Below are 21,621 nucleotides of genomic sequence, written 5' to 3'. Positions count from 1 at the left end.
GGCGGCGACGACGGCATCCGCTGCGGAATGACGGAGGGAGCGGGCATGGCGACCGACTCCCTCTCGACCCTGTCCTCCTCGTACGCCGACGAGTTCCCCGTGCGCGGCGCGGCCATCTCGACGATCGGCTCGTCGTTCGGCGGCGAGACCGTCTCGGCGAGCGACGACGTCGCTGCGCGCCTCGACGAGATCCAGCTCGACCTCGGCGAGGGGCCCTGCTGGGATGCCGCGCGGCGCCGCACGCCGGTGCTCGTCGACGACGTGCGCGACGCGGCCGAGCGCTGGCCCCTGTTCGCGGCCGAGGTCGGCCGGCTGCCCCTGGACGCGGTCTACGCGTTCCCTCTGCGCATCGCGGGGCTCGACGTGGGCGTGGTCGACCTCTACAGCACCACCGCGGGTCCGCTGCCCGCCGCGGTGATCGAGCGGATCCGCGCGCGCACGCCCGGCACGGCACTGCGCGTCGTCGCCCATGTCCTCTCGGACAGCGGGACCGCCGCGAGCAGCAACGTGCACTCGCGCCGCATCATCCACCAGGCGACGGGGATGATCCTCGCTCGGCACGGCATCTCGGCGGAGGAGTCCCTCCTGCTGCTCAGGGCCCATGCGTTCGCGCAGGGCCGCCCGGTCGCGGAGGTCGCCGAGGAGATCGTCGGCCGCCGCACCGGGTTCCCCCCTCCTCCCCTCGAAATCTAGGATCGACTGCATGGCGGCCCGCTCACGGGAGCACGACCTCATCGAGACGTTCGTGACCCTCTCCGACACCCTCGTCGACGACTACGACACGGTGGAACTCCTCCAGACCCTCGTGGACCGCAGCGCCGCGCTCTTCGAGGCCGCCTCGGCGGGCATCGTGCTGCGCGACGCCGGGGGCGTCGCCGAGGTGCTCGCGTCGACCGACGAGGACTCCCGCCTGATCGGGCTGCTGCAGCTCCGGGAGGAGTCCGGGCCCTGCATGGAGTGCCTCACGACCGGCGAGGCCGTGGTGGTGCCCGACATCCGCGACGTGCGCGCGGGCTGGGAGCCCTTCCGGGACCGCGCTCTCGAACTCGGACTCCGCTCGGTGCACTGCGTCCCGATGCGCCTGCGCAGCGAGTGCATCGGATCGCTCAACCTCTTCCGATCCGAGCCGGGCACGCTGCCGGCCGACGACGTCGCCGTCGCGCAGGCGTTCGCCGATGTCGCGACCATCGGGATCCTGCACCAGCGGGCCCTGCTCGAGAGCGACACCGTGCGCGATCAGCTGCAGCACGCTCTGAACAGCCGCGTGCTCATCGAGCAGGCCAAGGGCGCGGTCGCCTACGCCCGCGAGGCGTTCCAGATCCTGCGCCGGCACGCCCGCTCGAACTCGACGGCGCTCACCCTCGTCGCGAGCCGAGTCGTCGCCGGCGAGTTGCGGCTCTAGGCGGTCCGCGCGGGCCCCTCCCGCGCATCGGCCTGCGCGCCCGCTCGCGCCCGCCGTACAGTGGGGAGGGCGCACCCCGGCCCCCGGTGCCGAGCCCATCGCACACGGGGAGAGGTCACGACCATGAAGGTTCTGCGCTACGCCGGAGGCTCGCTGGTCGTCGGGGACGCCGTCGCTCACGCCGTCCTCGACTACGCCCGGACGGCCGACACGGTCGTCGTGCCCGGTCTGACCGAGAGCGGAGGAACGGACGAGGCGGAGCTGCTGCTCGAGCCGACCAGCCAGCTCGCCTCGAGCGCGGCCGGAGGCCCGGAATCGCTGCCCGGCGACGCCGCGACTCTCGCCGACCTGGCCGCCCGACGCGTTCCGGTCGGCTCGCTCGTGCAGCCCGTCGTCGGTGAGCAGGACGCCGACGGCTTCCCCGACCTCGACTTCGAGATCTGGTCGGCGGCCGACGGCGCCTGACGACTCAGCCGGCGTTGCGGACGGGCGTCTCGTGCTCCTCGGGCCGCGCGCCCAGCGTCCGGGCGAACGCCAGTGCGTCGCGGGCCGAGAGGTCCGGGAGGTAGGCGCGCGCCAGCGCCGTGCCGATCTGCGGCAGCCGCATCGCGTCGGGGTAGGCCAGCCAGAGCCCCTCGTAGCGCGGATGGAACTTCGCCTTGAACCGGAAGAGCGACATGAATCCGTAGGCGGGCTCGAGCGTCCGCGCGAGGAAGTCGAGCAGGCGCGAGAGCACGGTCGGCTCGGGCGGCGCCTCCCCCTCGGCGACGGGCGCGGTGGCGAGCGGAGCACCCGACAGCGAGACGTACTCGGCACCGTCCTCCTTCGCGCGCAGGGCCGCGGAGGCGATCAGGAACTCCATGATCCCGGGCATGGCGTCGTCGGAGCGGCGCATGAAGTCGAGCGTCCATCCCACGATCAGGCCGTCGCGGCGCACCGGCAGCCAGCTGGTCACGCCCTGCAGCACGCCGTCCGGTCCCACGGCCAGCAGGAGGGACACCTCCGGGTCGCGGGCCTCGTCGAGACCGCCCAGGGTGAAGCCCATCTCGGGGAGGGCCTTCTCGGCGACCCAGCGCTCCGAGAGGTCGACGATGCTGTTCGAGGTCGCGAGCGACAGCTCCGGCCAGGTGGTCCACACCGCCTCGATGCCGAGCTTCAGCCCCCGGTTCAGCGGGTAGCGCACCTTCTGCCACTGCTTGCCGGTCAGCTCGAACCCTGCGAGGTCGACGACCGTCTCCTCGCCGACCGAGACCCGTGACCAGCCGAGGCGGTCGAACACGGGCAGGAGCTCGTCGTGGACGCTGTAGAACACGGGCGACCAGCCGCGCTCGTCGCAGTGCCGGAGGAAGCCCGCGACGACCTCGTCGCGACGCTCAAGGGCGCACGCCGGATCCGAGAGCGCGATCGCGATCCCCCCGACGACCCGGTAGGCCACTCCGCCCTCGCCGTCCGGAGCGATCCAGTGGTCGTTCCCCTGCCAGGTGCCCTGGTGGCCGAGACTCCCGGCGCCGTGGCGCGCGAGGATCCCGCGGTACACCGCTCCGTCGCCTCGGGACCGTTGCGCGTCGGTGGCGCGCAACAGGGCCACCACGGCGATCACCACGAGCAGCCAGAACGCCGGCCCCACCCAGTCGGACACGACCCGGGCGAGAGGATCGCCCGGCATCGGGAGCCGACCGGCGCCCCCGAGGAAGCCGACGGGCACGAACCGCAGGAGTCCTCCGACGAGGAGACCTCCCCCGTCGACGGCGGGCTCGAAGCTCGTCCGCGCCGCGAAGGCGACGGCCAGGTAGCCGCCCAGACCGGCCACGAAGGCGGCACCGATCGCGCGCCGCCAGCGGCGGGCCGCGGCACGCGGCGCGAGTACGCGGAAGTGCCGGCGTCCGGCGAGCAGGAGCGCGACGACGGCCAGGGGGACGAGGACCGTCGTCGCGACCCAGAGCAGGTACTCGGCGTGGTGCTCGAACTCCGGATGCCGCGCCGCGTGCTGGAGCGACAGCACGTCGAGGACGACGATCGCCCCGTTGACGCCGACGGCGAGGACGAGTCCGAGACGCCGGCCGGACCGCAGACCCCGCGCGGCGACCAGGAGCAGAATCAGGGGCACGAACGTCAGCAGGATGGCTCCCGGCTGCACGAGGCTCAACTGCACGTGGTGGGTGCAGTGGCGGGTCAGCCGCGCGCAGGGATCCTCGAGATCGCCCGTACCGGTGAACGCGCTCTGCAGGAGTCGACCGAGGAACGAGAAGGGGCCGTAGCCCGAGTCGGACAGGACGGCGACGAGCGGGCCGAGGGCGGTGACGGCCACGACGGCTGCGAGCAGGCCGCGCGACTCGCGGTGAGAGCTGGGTGCGGGCCGGTGCGGGCGGACGCCGGCGACCGGGCCCGCGAGGACGGCACCGAGGCCCAGTCCCGCGACTCCGGCGAGGAGGCGGTGGACGTCGGCGGGATCGCCGGCGTAGAGCACGAACATGAGCACGAGGGCGAACACGGTGACGCGCAGGCGTCGACGCCACAGAGCGCCCATGAACGCGGTGGACGTGAGCAGCGCGCCCACCGCTCCGGTCAGCGGATCGAACGCGGTGTCGCCGATCGTGTCGCTCGCCCACCACTCCCCCGCGGCCGCGCCGACGACCTGGAGGAGCACGCCGAGGACGATCCCGGTCGTTCCCGTGATCACGAAGGCGAGCACCGTCCGCCACGACCCGAGGCGGCGCTCGGCGATCACCAGGAGCAGCAGGGCGAGCACCGCTTCGAGCACGAGCTGCAGAGGATCGGCGGCGATCACGAGCGCGGTGACCGCGGTCCACGGGCGGCCACCCAGCAGGGAGCCGGATCCGGCGGCCCACCACGCGGCTGTCGTGGCTGAAGCGGGCCCCGCGAGGGTGCCCGCAGCGGCGCTCGCGCCGATCACGAGGAGCACCAGCCCGACCGCGGCCGGCGACCGACGGGCGCCGGCGAGCAGACCGCGGACGGCGGACACGGCGTGCGGGGGGATCCACGACGGCATCGGGAGGTGCTCCTGGTTCGACGACGGTCGGTCGTCGCTCCGGCGGCGTCCGGCGTCAGCATAATCACCTCGCGCCGAACGCCGCCGCAGAGCATGCGGTACCGTCGCGGGATGAGCGAACAGGACTCCGCCCCCTCCGTCGTCATCTCGACCCCCGGGCTCGACGCCCGGCAGATCGCCGCGGTGACCGCCGTCGTCACCGCTCTCGCGACTCAGGGCGCGGACGAGGTCGAGGAGTCGCAGGAGCTGATGAGCGGGTGGAACGACCGCTCCCACGCCGTCCGGGCGCCCCTGCACGCGGCACCGGGCGCGTGGCGCTCCTTCGCCGGCTGACGGCCCTCTGCGCTCCAGGGGCCCGCAGCGGCGGAGAAGATGAATTTTGTACCCCGATTAGTCCCCTAAAGTGACGACTATCAGGCCCCTTCCGATCTGAGCATGATTATCCGTGTTAGGTGTTCACTCCTCGGAGGGGGCATCGCCAATCACTCGCCGACCAGGGTAATGAGGCGGGTGTTTTGGGGGCGAGTGAGGGTAATATTCGGGTTGTTACCCTCACTCGGGGTTTGACGGCGGGCTGGGCCCCCTCTTCGGAGGAGCGGACAGCCCGCCGCACTCTTTTAACCCGCTGTGTTCGTTCGACCCGCTGTACTCGTTCGACCCGCTGTCCTTCTGCGATGCGCGCAACTCGTCCGATGGGTGCTCCTCGACTCCGCAGAGCGGGCTCCTGAACGCGAGGAACTCCTCCGCGGAGGCATGGCCGCCGTCGCCCCGGTCAGACCCGCTGGTCGTCGCGGCGGATCTCGACCCAGGCGTCGACCTCGTCGGCCGAGTCGTCGGAGCCGAGCGCGACCGCGCTGCCGTCGCCGGCCGTCCGCAGCCCGACGATCGTCACGGCGGAGGGCGAGTCAGCCGACGCCGTCCGGACGACGATGCGGTCGACTCCGTGGCGAATCCCCGCGAGCGCCTGGGCGAGTTCGTGCAGCACGCGCCTGCTCTCCCGTTCGGACGAGTGATCGAGCCCGCCGTCGTCGAGGACCGACACGGTCACTCCTCGCCTTCGGGCGTCGAGGACGAGCCGCCTGACGTCGTCGTCGAGAAGCCGTCGCCCGCGGATCTCGTCGCGCACCGAGGCCTCGAGGAGGCGGCACTCGAGGCGCTCCTCGTCGCTCAGCCCCGGCTCGCTCGCGATGCGACGGAGCATGTCGGAGGCGATCGCGCGGGTCTGCTCGAGGCGGATCTCGCGCTCCGTCAGGTGCGCCTCCTCCGCCGCCCGCCACGACGTCGCGGCGCGCTCCGCCGCCTCGAGCACCCGCGCCTCGGATCCTGCTCGCCCGAGCTCGATGATGAGCGCCTGCGCTGAGCCGACCCAGGCCAGGTTGCCGATGACGCCGAGCGTGAAGAGCGAGAGCGGTCCCGCCCAGATCATCGTGTGCACGATGAGGACGAGCATGCCGGTCCAGGCGAACACCGGACGGCTGCGGGAGCACACGATGGTCATCAGGGTGCCCACGGCGGCGATGTACCAGGTCGAGTAGCCGTTCGGCGCCGCGGGATCCAGCGCCGGTGCCACGAGGAGGGGCAGGGCGACGGCCACCACCGTCATCGACGCGGCCACGGGAGTCGACAGGCGCGTCGTGGCGGACGGCCAGAGCGCCACCACCGTCGCCGCCACGTACAGGGCGACCGCGAGCAGATCGAAGGTGCTGGGCGAGGAGTTGCGGTACGAGAAGAAGGCGAGGACCACGTGGTACAGCGAGAAGCCCGCGCCGAGCGCGTAGAGCAGCGGGCGCGGATACGCGATCACGAGCCGGTCCCCGACCGCGCGGCGGCTGTCCGGGCACTCCAGCCGATCACGACGCGGGTGCCCTCCCCGGGGCGGGACTCCACCCGCGCGTCTCCGCTCACGTTGTGCACCCGCTCGAGGATCGAGAGCCGGATGCCCAGTCGCTCGCGCGGCACCTCGGCGACGCGGAAGCCGCGCCCGTCGTCCTCGACCACCACCTCGACGGAGTCCACGTCGAGCAGCCCTCGCACGGTGCGGCGCACCTGATCGCCGGGTCCCGCGTGCTGGACGCTGTTCGACAGCGCCTGCCAGACGGCTCCGAGGACCGCCTCCGCCACGATGCGCGGAACGGACGCCGTCCGGGGATCGGCCGCCGGAGTGGTCCCCATGTCGAGTTCGGCGGCGAAGGTCGACGCGGCGTGCGCGAGCTGCCGCTCGACGACCTCGAGCGGCACAGCCCCCTCCGCGACGTCCGACTCCTTCTCGGGCAGCAGCACGGCGAGCGTCCGGCGGGCCATGGACGACGCGAGCGCGCGCTGGGAGGGCGACTCCGCTGTGGCGGCCGCGAGGAGCGTCGCGAGCACGTTGTCGTGCACGAGGGCGTCGACCTCGATCCGCTCGACCTCCCCCGCGTGCTGGCGCATGGCCGCCTCGTACTGCTCCATCGCCGTGGTCTGGGCGCGGTCGACCTCCTCGGCCGACTGCCGGAGCACCGAGATCAGCACGAGCATGACGAAACCGACGATGCCCACGTAGAAGGCGTCCAGCACCGCTCGGGTCGGCTCGACGGCTCCGCCCGACGGCAGCACCCGCAGCACGCAGAAGAGCACCGGGGTGACGACGGCGTAGACGACCGCCACCCGCAGCGGAGCGACGAGGGTGCAGAAGGCCGTGCCCAGCGTCAGCAGGTAGAAGACGTAGGGCATCGCGGGCAGGACCTCGCCCGGGACGACGCTCAGCGGCCACGTCAGCAGCGCGAGGAGGAGGGCGCCCGCCACGAGGACACCGGTGATGCGCGTGCCGCGGTGGACGACCGCGGTGCCGACGGCCGCGGCCAGCGCGCCGAAGACCAGGGCCAGCACCGGCCAGGCCACCGCCGGCTGGAGGAACCGCAGCTGGTCGAGGATCGGCGGGACCGTCTGCAGGGCGAAGCCGAAGCCGAAGAGCGAGAGGACCGTGGTGACGATCCGGTCGATCCGCAGCCGGTTCGCCGGCGCACCCGTCGGCGGAGCGTCAGCGACCGGCATCGCCGTCGTCCGGATCGATGCCGGGCAGGATCCCGTCCTCCACGGCGCGGCGGAGCAAGTCGACCTTCGTCGGCGCGGGGCGGCCGATCTCGACGTACTTGTCGCGGATCCGGTCGAGGTACTCCTTCGCCGTCGACACCGAGATCTGCAGCCGGTCGGCGACGAGCTTCAACGGGAGACCGGAGGCGTAGAGGTGCAGCACGTCGCGCTCGCGACGGCCGAGGACCGCTCGCGCGAAGTCGTCGTCCGCGTCGATCGCCGACGCCCACTCGAGGTTGTTCAGCACTTCGCCGCGGGCGACGGTGCGGATGGCCGCGATCACGGTGGACATCGGCGACGACTTCGGGATCACCCCGGCCGCGCCGGCCGCCAGGGCCTCCCGCACGGCCACCACGCGGTCGGCGATGCTGTGCACCAGGACCGCGGATCCGCGGACCTGGCCCCACTTCACATTCGCGGTGATGCTCGAGCCGTCGTTCAGGGAGAGATCCAGCACCAGGACCTCGATCTCGGATCCGTCGAGGACCTGCTCGAGGACACGCACGGTCTCGGCGGCGGCGACCACGTGCATCCCGGCGTTCTCGATCGCTGCGGCGACGCCCAGGCGCACCGACTCGTGGTCGTCGACGATGGCGACCCGCACGCGCGGCTCCCCGACAGGCTCAGCGTTCACAGGTCCACTCCCTCGGGTCCGTCGGGGCCATCGTAGCGACGCCGGGCTCAGGCGGAGCGGCGCACCAGCCGCGCGACGGCCTCGACGTGCGAGGTGTTCGGGAAGAGGTCGAAGCCGTCGAGGCGCTCGAGCTCGTAGCCGCCGGCCGCCAGAGCTCCCACGTCGCGCGCGAGGGCGACCGGATCGCAGGCCACGTAGACGAGCTGAGCGGGAGCGAGCTCGACGAGGGCGTCGGTGACCGCGCGGCCCGCACCCGAGCGGGGCGGGTCCAGCACGACCGTCGCCGAGCGCCAGCGCTCGCGCTCGCGCGCGTCGGCCTGGGCGAGGGCGTCCCGGAGGTAGCGGTCGACCCGGGCGGTCACCGCGCGGGCGCCGACCTGGTCCGACAGGTTCTCCAGCGCGTGCTCGGTGGCGCGGGCGTCGCTCTCGACGCTGGTCACGCGGAGGCCGGCTCCGAGACGGTCGGCGAGCGCCGCCGCGAGCAGGCCGACTCCGCCGTAGAGGTCGTGGTTGGCCGCGCGGGGGTCGCTCCGCTCGGGGTCGACGGCCGTCTGCACGGCGTCGAAGAGGGTGGCTGCGGCTCCGCGGTGCACCTGCCAGAAGCCGGAGCGGTCGACGCGGAAGGTCCGGTCGGCGACGAACTCGGTCACGACGGTGCGGTCGCGTCGGGCCTTCTTGTCGGACGGGTCGTGCACGAGGACCGCGGCGCCCTCGGATCCGGCCGCATCGACCAGGTCGACCACCGAGCCGGGAGCGAGCCGACCGTCGAGCGGGGCCGCGGCGGCGCTGGCGGCGGTCGCGAGCGGGAGCGTGTCGACGGTGACGACGTGATGGCTCCGCGACGCGTACGGACCGACGCGGCCGTCGTCGTCCACGTGCAGGCGGTTGCGCGTGCGCCAGCCGAGGCCGCGGGTCTCGTCGTCGCCCTCGATGGGCGACACCTCGACGCTGACCTCCTGCCGCGCGAAGCGGGCGAACGCGTCCTCGAGGACCGTGCGCTTGAGCTCGCGCTGGTGCGCGAGCGCGGCGTGGCCGAACTCGGCACCGCCGACACGGTCCTCCGGGCGGCGGTCGATCGATGCCTCGGCCCAGACGTGCGCGACGCGGTGGGGAGACGACTCGAGGACCTCGAGGGCGTCGGCCCTCCAGAAGCTGTCGTGGCGGACCTCGCTGATGCGGGCCCGGACCCGCTCGCCCGGGAGCACGTCGGGAACGAAGACCACGCGGCCCTCGTGGCGGGCGACGAACACGCCTCCGTGGGCCACGTTGCTAATCTCGAGCTCGACCTGCGTCCCGAGCACGCCGTCGTCCTCGGAGGGACGGGAGGGTGTGCGGGGCGCGGACTTCGACATCCATCGAGCATCCCACAGCGGGGGCCCGGCCGCAGGGAGCACGCATGCGCCTCTACCTCGCCTCCACCTCCCCCGCGCGCCTGGCGCTGCTGCGGTCCTCGGGCATCGAGCCCGTCGTCGTGCCCTCGCAGGTCGACGAGCCGGCGGCGGTCGCCCTGGCCGAGCAGGAGTCGGGCGCTCCGCTCGACGCCGACGCCGTGGTGGCGCTGCTCGCCCGCGCGAAGGCGCGCGCGGTCCTGGGACCCGGCATCGACGGCCTCGTCCTCGGCGGCGACTCCGCGTTCGTGCTCGACGGCGTGGTCCACGGCAAGCCGCACGAGCCCGAGCGGGCTCGCGAGCGCTGGCGGGCGCAGCGCGGCCGGGAGGGCCGCCTCCACTCCGGGCACTGGCTGATCGACCACCGGGGCGGGGAGGTGCGCGCGGAGGTCGGCACGGTCACCTCCGCGGCCGTGCACTTCGCCTCCGACATCGAGGACGACGAGATCGACGCCTACGTCGCGACGGGCGAGCCCCTCGAGGTGGCCGGAGCGTTCACCATCGACGGCCTCGCCGCCGGCTTCATCACGCGGATCGAGGGGGACCCCTCCACGGTGATCGGGATGTCGGTGCCCGCTCTGCGCTCGCTGGTCCGCGAGCTCGGCGTGCCGTGGACCTCGCTCTGGAACCGCTGACTCCGCACCGGGTTGTGCGGAACCGACGAAGCCCCCGCGCTTCTTTGTGGTGAGCCGCCACGGGCATCCTCTGAGGGCCCCCTAGGGTGGGGAACCATGTCGCGTATTACGAAGGTGCTCATCGCCAACCGAGGCGAGATCGCCGTCCGAGTCGTCCGAGCCGCCCGCGACAGCGGAATCGCCTCCGTCGCCGTCTACGCCGACCAGGACCGCGACGCCCTGCACAGCCGCCTCGCCGACGAGGCCTACGCGCTCGGCGGCACCACCAGCGCCGAGACCTACCTCGTCATCGAGAAGCTCCTCTCGGTCGCCCGCCGCTCGGGCGCCGACGCCGTGCACCCCGGCTACGGCTTCCTCGCCGAGAACGCCGACTTCGCCCGTGCGGTCATCGACGCCGGCTTGATCTGGATCGGCCCGAGCCCCGACGCCATCGAGCGCCTCGGCGACAAGGTGTCGGCCCGCCACGTGGCCGAGAAGGTCGGGGCGCCGCTGGCCCCCGGCACCCTGAACCCCGTCTCGGGCGCCGCCGAGGTGCTCGAGTTCGTCGACCAGCACGGCCTGCCCGTCGCCATCAAGGCGGCGTTCGGAGGCGGCGGTCGCGGCCTCAAGGTCGCCCGCGAGCGCGACGAGGTCGAGGAGATGTTCGCCTCCGCCACCCGCGAGGCGGTCGCCGCCTTCGGGCGCGGCGAGTGCTTCGTCGAGAAGTACCTCGACCAGCCGCGCCACGTCGAGACCCAGTGCCTCGCCGACGCCCACGGCAACGTCGTCGTCGTCTCGACCCGCGACTGCTCGCTGCAGCGACGGCACCAGAAGCTGGTCGAGGAGGCGCCCGCGCCGTTCCTCACCGACGAGCAGAACGCCGAGCTCTACCGGGCGTCGAAGGCGATCCTCCGCGAGGTCGGCTACCTGGGCGCCGGAACGTGCGAGTTCCTCGTCGGCAAGGACGGGACCGTCTCGTTCCTCGAGGTGAACACGCGACTGCAGGTCGAGCACCCCGTCTCGGAGGAGATCACCGGCATCGACCTCGTGCGCGAGCAGTTCCGCCTCGCCGAGGGCGGTGTGCTCGACTACGACGACCCCACCCCGCGCGGTCACTCGTTCGAGTTCCGCATCAACGGCGAGGACGCCGGACGCGGCTTCCTGCCGGCTCCGGGACCCGTCCACGTGTTCAAGGCGCCGGGTGGACCCGGCGTCCGCGTCGATTCCGGCGTGGTCGCGGGCGACGTGATCTCGGGGTCCTTCGACTCCCTGCTCGCGAAGCTCGTCGTCACCGGCAGCACCCGCGCCGAAGCGCTCGAGCGATCGCGCCGCGCCCTGGAGGAGTTCGAGGTGACCGGCCTGCCGACCGTCCTCCCCTTCCACCGCGCGATCGTGCGCGATCCCGCCTTCGCCCCCGAGGGCGATGCGCCCTTCACGATCTACACGCGCTGGATCGAGACGGAGTTCGACAACACGATCGAGGCGTGGAGCGGGGAGCCGGGCGCGATCCCCGAACCCGCTGCCCGCCAGAACGTGGTCGTCGAGGTCGACGGCCGCCGCGTCGAGGTGACGCTCCCCGGCGAGTTCGCGCGCTCCGGACCCTCGCGGGCCGCCTCGGCGTCGGTGCCCAAGCGCCGCGGGTCGGGCTCGGTCAGCACCGTCACCGGCGACTCCGTCACCTCCCCGATGCAGGCGACCATCGTCAAGGTCGCGGTCGCCGAGGGCGACTCGGTCGTGACGGGCGACCTCGTCGTGGTCCTGGAGGCCATGAAGATGGAGCAGCCGCTCACCGCCCACAAGGACGGCGTCGTCACCGGCCTGTCCGCCGAAGCCGGCACCACGGTCTCCGCGGGCCACGTGCTCCTGCAGATCGTCTGACGCGCGTCCGCTGCGCGGGTCGCTCCCGCGCGTCCGTCGTCGGTGGATCTCGATACGCCCGCTCCACGGGCTACTCGATCAGCAACGGCGGGGGGGGGGGCGAGCGCTCTCCCGCCGAAAGCGGTGGCGTCAGCCCCGGGTGAGAGCCTGGGGCGGCGCCCGACTGTGCGCTGCTCCGCACCACCCGGGAAGTGCTGCTCGTCGACCGTCGAGTCCATCCCGTGCAGAACCTCAGCCGAGAGTACCCGTCGGCCACGATGGCATTTGAGCCCCACTCCTGGCTGTCGTTCTGCACAGCGGGCCTGACTCATCGAAATGCCGAACGCCGCGATCCGCGCTCGCGACCTTCGTTCCGGGATCAGCAGAAGTGCGCCGCCGGATCGCCGACCCCGCACGAGCGCGCGAGTGAGAATCGCGTGTCAGCGATTCGAAGCAGCGCGACGCGACCCGCTCTGCAGAACGCTGCCCCTGCGCAGCCGACCGCGCTGAGCCGCACAGGGGGCGGCTCAGAAGAGGGCAACGGCGCGCTAGCTCACGATGTGCATGGCACGCGCCGCGTCCGAGATCGAGCCGGTGAGGCTCGGGTAGACGGTGAAGGCCCGGGCGACCTGATCGACGGTCAAGCGGTGCTCCACGGCGAGAGCGAGGGGGAAGATCAGCTCGCTGGCCTTCGGGGCGACGATGACTCCGCCGATGACGGTGCCGGAGCCGGTGCGGGCGAAGAGCTTCACGAAGCCGTCGCGGATGCCCATCATCTTCGCGCGCGGGTTGGCGGCGAGGGGCAGCTTGTAGATCTCCCCCTGGGCGATTCCCTCCTCGATCTCGCGCTGGCTCCAGCCGACGGTCGCGATCTCGGGCTGGGTGAAGATGTTCGCCGCGACGTTGCGCACCTCGGTGGGGTTCACGGCGTCGCCCATGGCGTGGAACACTCCGGTGCGGCCCTGCATCGCGGCCACGGAGGCGAGCGGGAGGAACGTCGTGCAGTCTCCGGCGGCGTAGATGGACGGGACGCTGGTGCGCGCGACGCGGTTCACCCGGATGTGGCCCGACTCCGTCAGCTGCACGCCCGCCTCCTCGAGGCCGATGCCCGCCGTGTTCGGCACGGAGCCGACGGCCATCAGGCAGTGCGAGCCCTCGACGACGCGCCCGTCGGACAGGACGGCGCGGACGCCCTTCTCTGTCCGCTCGACGCGATCGGCGCGGGACTTCGAGAGGACGGTCATGCCGTTGCGCTTGAAGACGTTCTCGATCACGGCAGCGGCGTCGGCGTCCTCGCCGGGCAGGACCTGGTCGCGGGAGGAGATGAGCGTCACCTTCGCACCCAGCGCCCGGTAGGCGGAGGCGAACTCGGCGCCGGTGACGCCGGAGCCGACCACGATGAGGTGCTCGGGCACGGTCTTGAGGTTGTAGAGCTGGGTCCAGCTCATGATCCGCTCGCCGTCGGGAGCGGCGGACGGGAGCACGCGCGGGCTCGCTCCGACCGAGACGACGATGGTGTCGGCCTCGATGCGGTCGAAGTCCATGCCCTCCTCGCCGGGAGCGGTCGAGACGATCAGCGCGTTCGACCCGTCGAGGCGACCGTCGCCCGAGACGATGCGGACGCCGTGGTGCACGAGGTTCGCGCGCATGTCCTCGGACTGCTGACGCGCGAGACCGAGCAGGCGCTTGTTGACGGTGGCCAGGTTGACGGCCACCTCGGGCCGGACCGGCTTGTTCGTCTGCTCGGAGCGGGTGAAGAACTGGACGCCGAGATCGGCGGCCTCCCCGATCGCATTGGTCGCCTCCGCGGTCGCGATCAGCGACTTCGACGGCACGACATCGGTGATGACCGCCGAGCCGCCCACTCCGACCCGCTCGACGAGCGTGACCTCGGCGCCCAGCTGCGCACCGGCGATGGCGGCTTCGTAGCCGCCGGGTCCCCCTCCGAGTACGGCGATCCTCTGCGTGCGCTCGAACTCGTAAGCCATGACTCCCATTGTCCTCCGTCTCTGGGAGTTCGCCCAATCGGTGCGGCGCCCTGCCGCGCCGCTGCGCGCCCGCTGCTCCCCGTGAGCCGTGGATAGGGTGGGGGAATGGCCGACCAGACCCCGAATCCGCTCGATCCCGCCGACGCCGATCCCTTCGCGATCGCCCGTGAGGCCGCCGCTCAGATCGCCGAGGAGACGGGCGTCGAGAGACACGACATCGCCCTCACGCTCGGCAGCGGGTGGGGCAAGGCCGCCGACCTGATCGGCGAGACGACCGCGACGGTCGACGCGACCCGCATCGTCGGCTTCTCGCGACCGGCCGTGCACGGCCACGGCGGCACCCTCCGCTCGGTCCTGCTGTCGACCGGGAAGCGGGCACTGATCATCGGGGCGCGGACCCACTACTACGAGGGCTACGGCGTGCGCCGCGTCGCGCACAGCGTGCGGACCGCCGCCGCCACGGGCGCGACCGTGATGATCCTCACGAACGGCGCCGGAGGCATCAAGGAGCACTGGACGCCCGGCACGCCCGTGCTGATCAGCGATCACATCAACCTCACCGCCGACTCGCCGCTCGAGGGAGCGACGTTCGTCGACCTCACCGATCTCTACTCCTCGCGTCTGCGCGCGCTCGCCCGCGAGACCCGCGCCGAGCTCGACGAGGGCGTGTACGTCCAGTTCCGCGGTCCGCACTACGAGACCCCGGCCGAGGTGCAGATGGCCCGCATCATCGGCGGGCACATCGTCGGCATGTCGACGGCGCTCGAGGCGATCGCCGCGCGCGAGGCCGGCATGGAGGTGCTCGGCATGTCGCTGATCACGAACCTGGCCGCCGGGATCCAGAAGACGGCCCTCAGCCACGAGGAGGTGCTGGAGGCCGGCCGGAACGCCGAGGACGACCTCGCCCGCCTCCTGGCCGGCATCACGGGGACCCTGTGACCGCGGGGATCCGCGCCCTCGCCGAGGACTGGCTGGCGCAGGACCCCGATCCCGAGACGCGCGAGGAGCTCATGCGGCTGCTCGTCGCCGACGAGGCGGGCGACGCCGACGCGAGCGCCGAGCTCGAGGACCGCTTCGGCTCCCGGCTCGCGTTCGGCACCGCGGGGCTGCGCGGGGCGATCGCCGCGGGGTCGAACCGGATGAACCGCGTGCTGGTCTCGCAGGCCGCCGTCGGCCTCGCCGAGCACCTCCTCTCGCAGGGGATCGAGCGCCCCGTCGTCGTCATCGGCTACGACGGCCGGAAGAACTCGCGCATCTTCGCCGAGGACTCCGCCGCGCTCATGGCCGGCGCGGGCGTCGACGCCGTGCTGCTGCCGCGCCTGCTCCCCACTCCGGTGCTGGCCTTCGCGGTGCGCCATCTCGCCGCCGATGCGGGCGTCATGGTGACGGCGAGCCACAATCCGCCGCAGGACAACGGCTACAAGGTGTACCTCGGCGGCGACGACCAGGGCTCGCAGATCGTCCCTCCGGCCGACGCCCGGATCGCCGAGCGGATCCTCGACGTCGCGCGGACGCGTCGGGTCACCGAGCTCCCGCGCGGGGAGTACCGCACGGCGGACGAATCGGTGGTGACCGCCTACATCGACGCGACGGGCGCGGTCGGCCGGCAGACCGCTCCGCTGCGCGTCGTCTACACGGCGATGCACGGGGTGGGCTGGGAGACCGCGCACCGCGTGCTCTCGGCCGCCGACTTCGACGAGCCGCTCGTCGTGGTCGAGCAGATCGACCCGGATCCCGCGTTCCCCACGGTCGCGTTCCCCAATCCGGAGGAGGAGGGCGCGCTGGACCTCGCCTTCGCGACCGCCCGGACGGGTCGTGCCGACCTGATCGTGGCCAACGACCCCGACGCCGACCGGTTCGCCGCGGCGATCCCGGACGACAGCACCGCGGACGGCTTCCGCCGACTCACCGGCAACGAGGTCGGTGCGCTGCTCGGCTGGCGCGCCGCGGAGCGCGCTCGCGCCGAAGGACGCGTGGGCGGAGCGCTCGCGTGCTCGATCGTCTCCTCCCCCGCGCTCGGAGCGGTCGCAGCCGACTACGGGCTGACGTTCGTCGAGACGCTCACGGGCTTCAAGTGGATCTCGCGGGTGCCCGATCTCGTCTTCGGGTACGAGGAGGCGCTCGGCTATCTCGTGAATCCCCGGACGGTGCGCGACAAGGACGGGATCTCGGCGGCTCTGGCGTTCCTCGACCTGGCGAGCGCTCTGGCGTCGGAGGGCAGGACCATCGCCGACCAGCTCGACGCCTTCGCCGACCGCTTCGGCCTCTTCGGCTCCGAGCAGATCTCGCTCCGGGTGACCGATCTGTCCGAGATCGGCAGGATCATGGCGGCGGTGCGCAGCGCCCCTCCGACGTCGATCGGTGGACTGCCGGTGCAGCGGGTCGAGGACCTGCTCGAGGTCGAGGGCGATGTGCCGCCGACGGATGCACTGCGTTTCACCCTCGACGGAGGGCGCCTGATCGTGCGCCCCAGCGGCACCGAGCCCAAGGTCAAGCTCTACCTCGACGCCTGGTCCTCGGACGCCGACCCCTCGTCCCGCCGCTCCACCGTCTCCGCCCGCCTCTCCGCCCTCCGCACCGGCGCCGAGTCCCTCCTCCGCTGACCCCCGCCCGCGAGACGCCACTCGCGCACCCTCCCCGGATGCGTCCCATCGCGAGGCGGCATCTCGCGGCACCCGTCCCGGCTCTCCCGCGACACCTCGAAAGCGGCGACCGCCGGTCGCAGACGATCGACCCTGGTCACGATCTCCGGATCGCCGCCCCGCAGGGAGCGCGCGATCCGGAATCGCGTGCCAGCGATTCAGGACAGCGCGACGCCACCCGCTCCACGGGACGCACCATCTCCGAGAGCCGACTGCGCTGAGCCGCACTAGGGGCGGCTCAGAAATCGGCACAGCCCGACTGCGCTGAGCCGCACAGGGGGCGGCTCAGGAATCGGCACAGCGGATCAACCCAGCGCGCGCTCGATCTTCGCCGTGATCTCGGCCTGGTCGAGGTAGTTGTCGATGATGACGACCTCGGCGAAGGTCCGGCCGATCCGGTCGACGAGTTCGCCGGAGGTGAGGATGACCTGCGCGTCGGCGGCGAGGGCGTCGACCGAGGCGATGTCGGAGGCGACGACCTCGGCCTCGAGGTCGAGGGCCTCGAGCGCGCGCTCGGCGCCGAGCTTGAGGATGGCGGAGGTGCCGATTCCGGCGCCGCAGAGGGTGACGATCTTCATGAGCTTCTTCCGTGGTGCGGGGTGGCGTCCGTGAGGACGGCGTTGACGCCGCCGACCGTCCGCGCTGCGGCGAGGGCACCGATCGCGTCGGGGCGGCTGAGGACGTCGGCGAGACCGGCGACGAAGCCGACGTGGCCGTGCGCCTGCGTGGCGGCGATGCCGATGACGACCGAGACCGGATCGTTGGTGCCGTGTCCGAAGGCGACGGGCTCGGCGAGCGTGACGACGGACAGGCCGTCGCTGTGGACGTCGTTGCCCGGGCGGGCGTGCGCCAGGGCGAGCCCCGGTGCGATGACGATGTAGGGGCCGAGCACATCGATCTGCTCGACCATGCGGCGCGAGTAGGCCGGGTCGACCGCTCCGCTGCGCTCGAGGGCGCGGCCGGCCTCGAGGACGGCCTCCCGCCAGTTCGCGGCGGGGTGGCGGAGCGCGATCGCGGCGTCGCCGAGGGCGTCGAGCGGCACGGTCAGGCCGCTTCGAAGCCGGCGCTGATCGTCTCGACGAGCTCCCGGCGCTCGTCGAGCGGGAGGAAGCTGGCCTCCGCGGCGGTGATCTGGAACGCCTCGAAGTCGTCGAGGTCGTACCCGAAGGCGTCCGAGAGCAGCGCGAGCTCGCGGCTGAGGGTCGTACCGCTCATCAGGCGGTTGTCGGTGTTGACCGTGACCCCGAAGCCGAGCTGGTACAGCAGGTCGAAGGGGTGGTCGAGGAGCTCGGTGCCCCAGGCGGCGATCGCGCCCGTCTGCAGGTTCGAGGAGGGGCTGAGCTCGAGGGCGATGCGCCTGTCCTTCACCCACTCGGCCAGCTCGCCGAGCGTGACGTAGCTGGCGTCGTCGTCCTGGCGCTCGATCGCGATGTCCTCGGCGAGCCGCACTCCGTGCCCCAACCGCAGCGCGCGACCGTCGAGGAGGGCGGAGCGGATGCTGTCGAGACCGTCGGCCTCGCCGGCGTGGACCGTGGCCGGGAAGTGCGCCGCAGCGAGGAGCTCGAACGCGGGGCGGTGCAGCGAGGCGGGGAAGCCCGCTTCGGCGCCGGCGATGTCGAACCCGATCGCTCCGCGCTCGCGGTGGCGCAGGGCGAGCTCGGCGATCTCGAGGGAGCGGTCGGTGTGCCGCATCGCGGTGATCAGCTGCCCGACGCTCAGGCGGGAGCCGTGCGCGGCCGCCTCCTGGACCCCCTGCTGGAGCCCCTCCTGCACGGCCTCGACCGCGGCGTCGAGCGAGAGGCCGAAGCGCAGGTGCTGCTCGGGCGCCCAGCGCACCTCGCCGTGCACCACTCCGTCGGCGGCGAGGTCGAGGACGAACTCGCGCGCCACCCGCTCGAGCTGGGGGGCGGTCTGCATGACGGCCACGGTCGTCTCGAAGGTGGCCAGGTAGTCGTCCAGCGAGCCGGAGTCGGCGGTCGTGCGGAACCAGCGGCCCAGTGCCTCGGGCTCGTCCGCCGGCACCGGGACTCCGGCCTCGGCCGCGAGCTCGAGGATCGTCGCGGGACGCAGACCCCCGTCGAGGTGGTCGTGCAGCGAGACCTTCGGCAGGTCGTCGATGAGGATCCCCTCACCCGGGAGGAGGTACTCGTCGGTGGTGTCGGTCACGGTGCTCCTCGGGGTCGGGCGACGGTTCGCGGACCACCCTACTGCCGGGGGCCGACGCGGTGACGGGACCGGTCCGCCGCCTCCGGGAACGGGCGCGGCATGCGCCTGTGGAGGAGCGGCGTAGGGTGCGGGGATGAGCGGACGACGGATCATCCTGGACTGCGACCCCGGCCACGACGACGCCCTCGCGATCCTCCTGGCGCACGGCAGCCCTGCGATCGAGCTGGTCGCGATCACGACCGTCGCGGGCAACCAGTCACTGGAGAAGGTGACCGGGAACGCCCGCGCGGTGGCCGCCGTCGCCGGTCTCGTCGGAGTACCGATCGCGGCGGGGATGCACCGGCCGCTCGTCCGCGAGACGGAGCCCGCGCCGAGCATCCACGGCGAGAGCGGGATGGACGGGCCGTCCCTCCCTGAGGACCGCCCGGCGCTGGATCCGCGCCACGCGGTCGATCTGATCATCGAGGAGGTCATGGGCTCCCCCGCGGGCTCGATCACCCTCGTGCCGACCGGTCCGCTGACGAACATCGCGATGGCGGTGCGCCGCGAACCGCGCCTCGCGGAGCGCGTGCGCGAGGTGGTCCTGATGGGCGGCGGCGTGCAGGGCGGCAACTGGACGGCGACCGCGGAGTTCAACATCCTCGCCGACCCCGAGGCGGCCCACATCGTCGTCGGCGCGGGGTGGGAGGTGACGATGGTCGGTCTCGACGTCACGCACCGCGCGCTCGCGACCGAGGAGGTCGTCGCGCGGTTCCGCGCCCTCGACTCCGATGTCGGCCGCTTCTGCGTCGGACTCCTCGACTTCTTCGCCGAGAGCTACCGGGACGCGCAGGGCTTCGATGCTCCCCCGGTGCACGATGCGGTCGCCGTGGCGCACGTCATCGATGCGTCGATCCTCGAGGTGCGGCGGGCTCCGCTCACGGTCGAGCTGCGGGGCGAGCACACCGTGGGGATGACGGTCGCGGATCTGCGCTCGGCGGCGCCCGCCGACTGCCGGACGAGCGTCGCGACCGGGATCGACTCCGATCGCTTCTGGGACCTCGTCCTCGACGCCGTCGGTCGCCTCTGACGAGCGGACGCGACGCTCCGCTCAGGCGATGCGCTCGGCCACGAGCGGCCCGCCGTCGAGGACGGCCTCGCCCGCGTCGCCGAGGCGGTAGGCGCCCTCGAGCGCCGCGAGCGCGCGCTCGAAACGGGCCGGCTCGTCGGCCGAGAGGGTGAAGAGGGGCTCGCCCGCGCGGACGCGGTCGCCCGGCTTCGCGTGCAGGTCGATGCCCGCCGCGTGCTGCACGGCGTCCTGCTGCCGCGCCCGCCCCGCTCCGAGACGCCAGGCGGCGATCCCGAACGGCAGGGCGCGCTGCTCGACGAGGACCCCGTCGCGGTCGGCGCGGACCACGTGCGTCTCGCGGGCGACGGGCAGCGCCGCGGTCGGGTCGCCGCCCTGTGCCCGGATCACCGCGTTCCACGTGTCCATGGCCGCTCCTCCGTCCAGCGCCCCCTCGACATCGGCGTCGGGCAGGCCCGCCAGGTCGAGCATCTCGCGGGCGAGCGCGAGGGTCAGCTCGCGCACGTCGGCCGGACCGCCGCCGGCGAGGACCTCGACCGACTCCCGCACCTCGTTGGCGTTGCCGATGGCGAGACCGAGCGGGACGTTCATGTTCGTGAGCAGCGCCGTCGTGCGGACGCCCGCGTCGTTGCCGAGGTCGACCATCGCGCGGGCCAGCTCGCGCGAGCGCTCGATGTCGACCATGAAGGCGCCCGAGCCGAACTTGACGTCCAGGACCAGCGCGTCGGTCCCCTCCGCGATCTTCTTCGACATGATCGAGGACGCGATCAGCGGGATCGCCTCGACGGTGCCGGTGATGTCGCGCAGGGCGTAGAGCTTCTTGTCGGCGGGGGCGAGGCCGGAGCCGGCCGCGCAGATCACTCCGCCGACCGTGCGCAGCTGCTCGAACATCTCGTCGTTGCCGAGCTCGGCGCGCCAACCGGGGATCGCCTCGAGCTTGTCGAGCGTGCCGCCGGTGTGGCCGAGGCCCCGCCCCGAGAGCTGGGGCACGGCGACGCCGAACGAGGCCACGAGCGGCATCAGCGGCAGCGTGATCTTGTCGCCCACGCCTCCCGTCGAGTGCTTGTCGACGGTCCGCTTGCCGAGCCCGTCGAAGCTCATCCGCTCGCCGCTCGCGATCATGGCCAGCGTCAGATCGCGGATCTCGTCGCGCTCCATGCCGTTCAGGAGCACGGCCATGGCGAACGCCGCCATCTGCTCGTCGGCGACGTAGCCGCGGGTGTACGCGTCGATCAGCCAGTCGATCTGCGCGGTCGACAGGGTGCCCCTGTCGCGCTTGGTGCGGATGATGTCGACGGCGTCGAAGGCCTCGACGGGAGTGGAGCCGGTCATTGCTGTCCTCGGATCGTGTGCGGAGCGGGCGGGGAGGCGGCGGGCCGCTACTCCCCCGCGTACGCCTGGAGGGTGCGGGGGCCGAACGCGTCGGGGATGACCTCGTCGATCGTGCGCAGCCCCGAGACGGTATCGAGGACCATCCCGTCGGCCGAGTGCTCGAAGAGGAGCTGACGGCAGCGTCCGCAGGGCATCAGGGTCGCCCCGTTGCCGTCCACGCAGGTGAAGGCGACGAGCTTGCCCCCACCGGTCATGTGGAGGGAGGAGACGAGCGCGCACTCGGCGCAGAGCCCGATGCCGTAGGAGGCGTTCTCGACGTTGCAGCCCGCGATGACGCGGCCGTCGTCCACGAGCGCGGCCGCTCCCACCGGGAACTGCGAATAGGGGGCGTAGGCGCGGCGCATGGCGTCGTTGGCGGCGGCGCGCAGCGCCTCCCAGTCGATGTCGGTCACG

Annotated in this window: 20 protein-coding genes; 9 read left to right on the top strand and 11 right to left on the bottom strand. The window is 72.6% G+C overall.

Annotated elements, in window-relative coordinates; genetic code table 11:
• Positions 1–45 precede the first annotated feature (45 nt).
• The 3 genes from ASF48_RS06360 to ASF48_RS06350 all read left to right on the top strand — a co-directional run bounded on the left by ASF48_RS06360 (position 46) and on the right by ASF48_RS06350 (position 1,867).
• Entirely contained in the window at positions 46–693 is a 648-nt protein-coding gene (locus tag ASF48_RS06360; protein WP_055788089.1) for a GAF and ANTAR domain-containing protein, read from the top strand.
• Between the two features lie 10 nt (positions 694–703).
• Positions 704–1,402, top strand: coding sequence for a GAF and ANTAR domain-containing protein (locus tag ASF48_RS06355; RefSeq protein WP_055788086.1), 699 nt, complete (start codon positions 704–706; stop codon positions 1,400–1,402).
• Positions 1,403–1,525: 123 nt separating this feature from the next.
• The gene (locus ASF48_RS06350) at positions 1,526–1,867 is read left to right on the top strand and encodes a hypothetical protein (RefSeq protein WP_055788083.1); all 342 of its coding nucleotides are present in this window, start codon (positions 1,526–1,528) and stop codon (positions 1,865–1,867) included.
• A gap of 4 nt (positions 1,868–1,871) precedes the next feature.
• Here the strand turns inward: ASF48_RS06350 and ASF48_RS06345 are convergent, their stop codons facing one another.
• Positions 1,872–4,412 (bottom strand): bifunctional lysylphosphatidylglycerol flippase/synthetase MprF, encoded by a 2,541-nt coding sequence (locus tag ASF48_RS06345; RefSeq protein ID WP_055788080.1) that lies wholly within the window; start codon positions 4,410–4,412, stop codon positions 1,872–1,874.
• A gap of 111 nt (positions 4,413–4,523) precedes the next feature.
• Between ASF48_RS06345 and ASF48_RS06340 the strand changes: the two genes are divergently transcribed.
• Entirely contained in the window at positions 4,524–4,745 is a 222-nt protein-coding gene (locus ASF48_RS06340; protein ID WP_055788077.1) for an acyl-CoA carboxylase subunit epsilon, read from the top strand.
• A 439-nt stretch (positions 4,746–5,184) separates the two neighbouring features.
• Here the strand turns inward: ASF48_RS06340 and ASF48_RS06335 are convergent, their stop codons facing one another.
• The 4 genes from ASF48_RS06335 to ASF48_RS06320 are packed head-to-tail and all read right to left on the bottom strand — an operon-like array spanning position 5,185 to position 9,467.
• Positions 5,185–6,216: a hypothetical protein gene (locus tag ASF48_RS06335; protein ID WP_055788074.1), complete on the bottom strand. Its 1,032-nt coding sequence runs from the start codon at positions 6,214–6,216 to the stop codon at positions 5,185–5,187.
• Complete coding sequence (locus ASF48_RS06330; RefSeq protein WP_055788071.1) at positions 6,213–7,442, bottom strand: ATP-binding protein; 1,230 nt, start codon at positions 7,440–7,442, stop codon at positions 6,213–6,215. Before ASF48_RS06330 ends, ASF48_RS06335 begins: the two co-directional genes overlap by 4 nt.
• Positions 7,429–8,115, bottom strand: a complete 687-nt coding sequence (locus ASF48_RS06325; RefSeq protein WP_055788068.1) for a response regulator transcription factor — start codon at positions 8,113–8,115, stop codon at positions 7,429–7,431. The genes ASF48_RS06330 and ASF48_RS06325 overlap by 14 nt, the downstream gene beginning before the upstream one ends.
• A 47-nt stretch (positions 8,116–8,162) precedes the next feature.
• Positions 8,163–9,467, bottom strand: a complete 1,305-nt coding sequence (locus tag ASF48_RS06320; RefSeq protein WP_157603069.1) for a class I SAM-dependent RNA methyltransferase — start codon at positions 9,465–9,467, stop codon at positions 8,163–8,165.
• Positions 9,468–9,511: 44 nt separating this feature from the next.
• Here ASF48_RS06320 and ASF48_RS06315 point away from each other — a divergent pair, with 44 nt between their 5' ends.
• A complete protein-coding gene (locus ASF48_RS06315; protein WP_055788064.1) occupies positions 9,512–10,138 on the top strand; it encodes a Maf family protein in 627 nt (208 codons plus the stop codon).
• Positions 10,139–10,234: 96 nt separating this feature from the next.
• Positions 10,235–11,995, top strand: a complete 1,761-nt coding sequence (locus ASF48_RS06310; protein WP_055788060.1) for an acetyl/propionyl/methylcrotonyl-CoA carboxylase subunit alpha — start codon at positions 10,235–10,237, stop codon at positions 11,993–11,995.
• 527 nt (positions 11,996–12,522) lie between these two features.
• Here the strand turns inward: ASF48_RS06310 and ASF48_RS06305 are convergent.
• Positions 12,523–13,962, bottom strand: a complete 1,440-nt coding sequence (locus ASF48_RS06305; RefSeq protein ID WP_055788056.1) for an NAD(P)H-quinone dehydrogenase — start codon at positions 13,960–13,962, stop codon at positions 12,523–12,525.
• Between the two features lie 105 nt (positions 13,963–14,067).
• Here ASF48_RS06305 and ASF48_RS06300 point away from each other — a divergent pair, with 105 nt between their 5' ends.
• Complete coding sequence (locus tag ASF48_RS06300; protein ID WP_055788051.1) at positions 14,068–14,901, top strand: purine-nucleoside phosphorylase; 834 nt, start codon at positions 14,068–14,070, stop codon at positions 14,899–14,901.
• A complete protein-coding gene (locus ASF48_RS06295) occupies positions 14,898–16,565 on the top strand; it encodes a phospho-sugar mutase (RefSeq protein WP_055788050.1) in 1,668 nt (555 codons plus the stop codon). Before ASF48_RS06300 ends, ASF48_RS06295 begins: the two co-directional genes overlap by 4 nt.
• Positions 16,566–16,909: 344 nt before the next feature.
• Here ASF48_RS06295 and ASF48_RS06290 read toward each other — a convergent pair whose 3' ends face one another.
• The 3 genes from ASF48_RS06290 to ASF48_RS06280 are packed head-to-tail and all read right to left on the bottom strand — an operon-like array spanning position 16,910 to position 18,770.
• Positions 16,910–17,182, bottom strand: a complete 273-nt coding sequence (locus ASF48_RS06290; RefSeq protein ID WP_055788046.1) for a PTS sugar transporter subunit IIB — start codon at positions 17,180–17,182, stop codon at positions 16,910–16,912.
• On the bottom strand, positions 17,179–17,646 hold the full coding sequence (locus tag ASF48_RS06285; protein WP_055788042.1) for a PTS sugar transporter subunit IIA: 468 nt from the start codon (positions 17,644–17,646) through the stop codon (positions 17,179–17,181). The genes ASF48_RS06290 and ASF48_RS06285 overlap by 4 nt, the downstream gene beginning before the upstream one ends.
• A gap of 2 nt (positions 17,647–17,648) precedes the next feature.
• A complete protein-coding gene (locus ASF48_RS06280; protein ID WP_055788039.1) occupies positions 17,649–18,770 on the bottom strand; it encodes an adenosine deaminase in 1,122 nt (373 codons plus the stop codon).
• A gap of 133 nt (positions 18,771–18,903) precedes the next feature.
• On the opposite strand from ASF48_RS06280, the gene uriH reads away from it, so the two are divergent.
• Positions 18,904–19,839, top strand: a complete 936-nt coding sequence (uriH, locus tag ASF48_RS06275; RefSeq protein ID WP_055788037.1) for a uridine-preferring nucleoside hydrolase UriH — start codon at positions 18,904–18,906, stop codon at positions 19,837–19,839.
• 21 nt (positions 19,840–19,860) lie between these two features.
• Here the strand turns inward: uriH and ASF48_RS06270 are convergent, their stop codons facing one another.
• Together ASF48_RS06270 and ASF48_RS06265 are read right to left on the bottom strand one after the other, a co-directional pair.
• On the bottom strand, positions 19,861–21,168 hold the full coding sequence (locus ASF48_RS06270; protein WP_055788034.1) for a thymidine phosphorylase: 1,308 nt from the start codon (positions 21,166–21,168) through the stop codon (positions 19,861–19,863).
• A 47-nt stretch (positions 21,169–21,215) separates the two neighbouring features.
• On the bottom strand, positions 21,216–21,620 hold the full coding sequence (locus ASF48_RS06265) for a cytidine deaminase (protein WP_055788031.1): 405 nt from the start codon (positions 21,618–21,620) through the stop codon (positions 21,216–21,218).
• Position 21,621: the final 1 nt, after the last annotated feature.

The sequence above is a fragment of the Rathayibacter sp. Leaf299 genome (assembly GCF_001423055.1).
Lineage (GTDB): Bacteria > Actinomycetota > Actinomycetes > Actinomycetales > Microbacteriaceae > Rathayibacter > Rathayibacter caricis.
The sequence above is the reverse complement of the archived record's forward strand: the minus strand, read 5'-3'. Positions and strand labels throughout refer to the sequence as shown.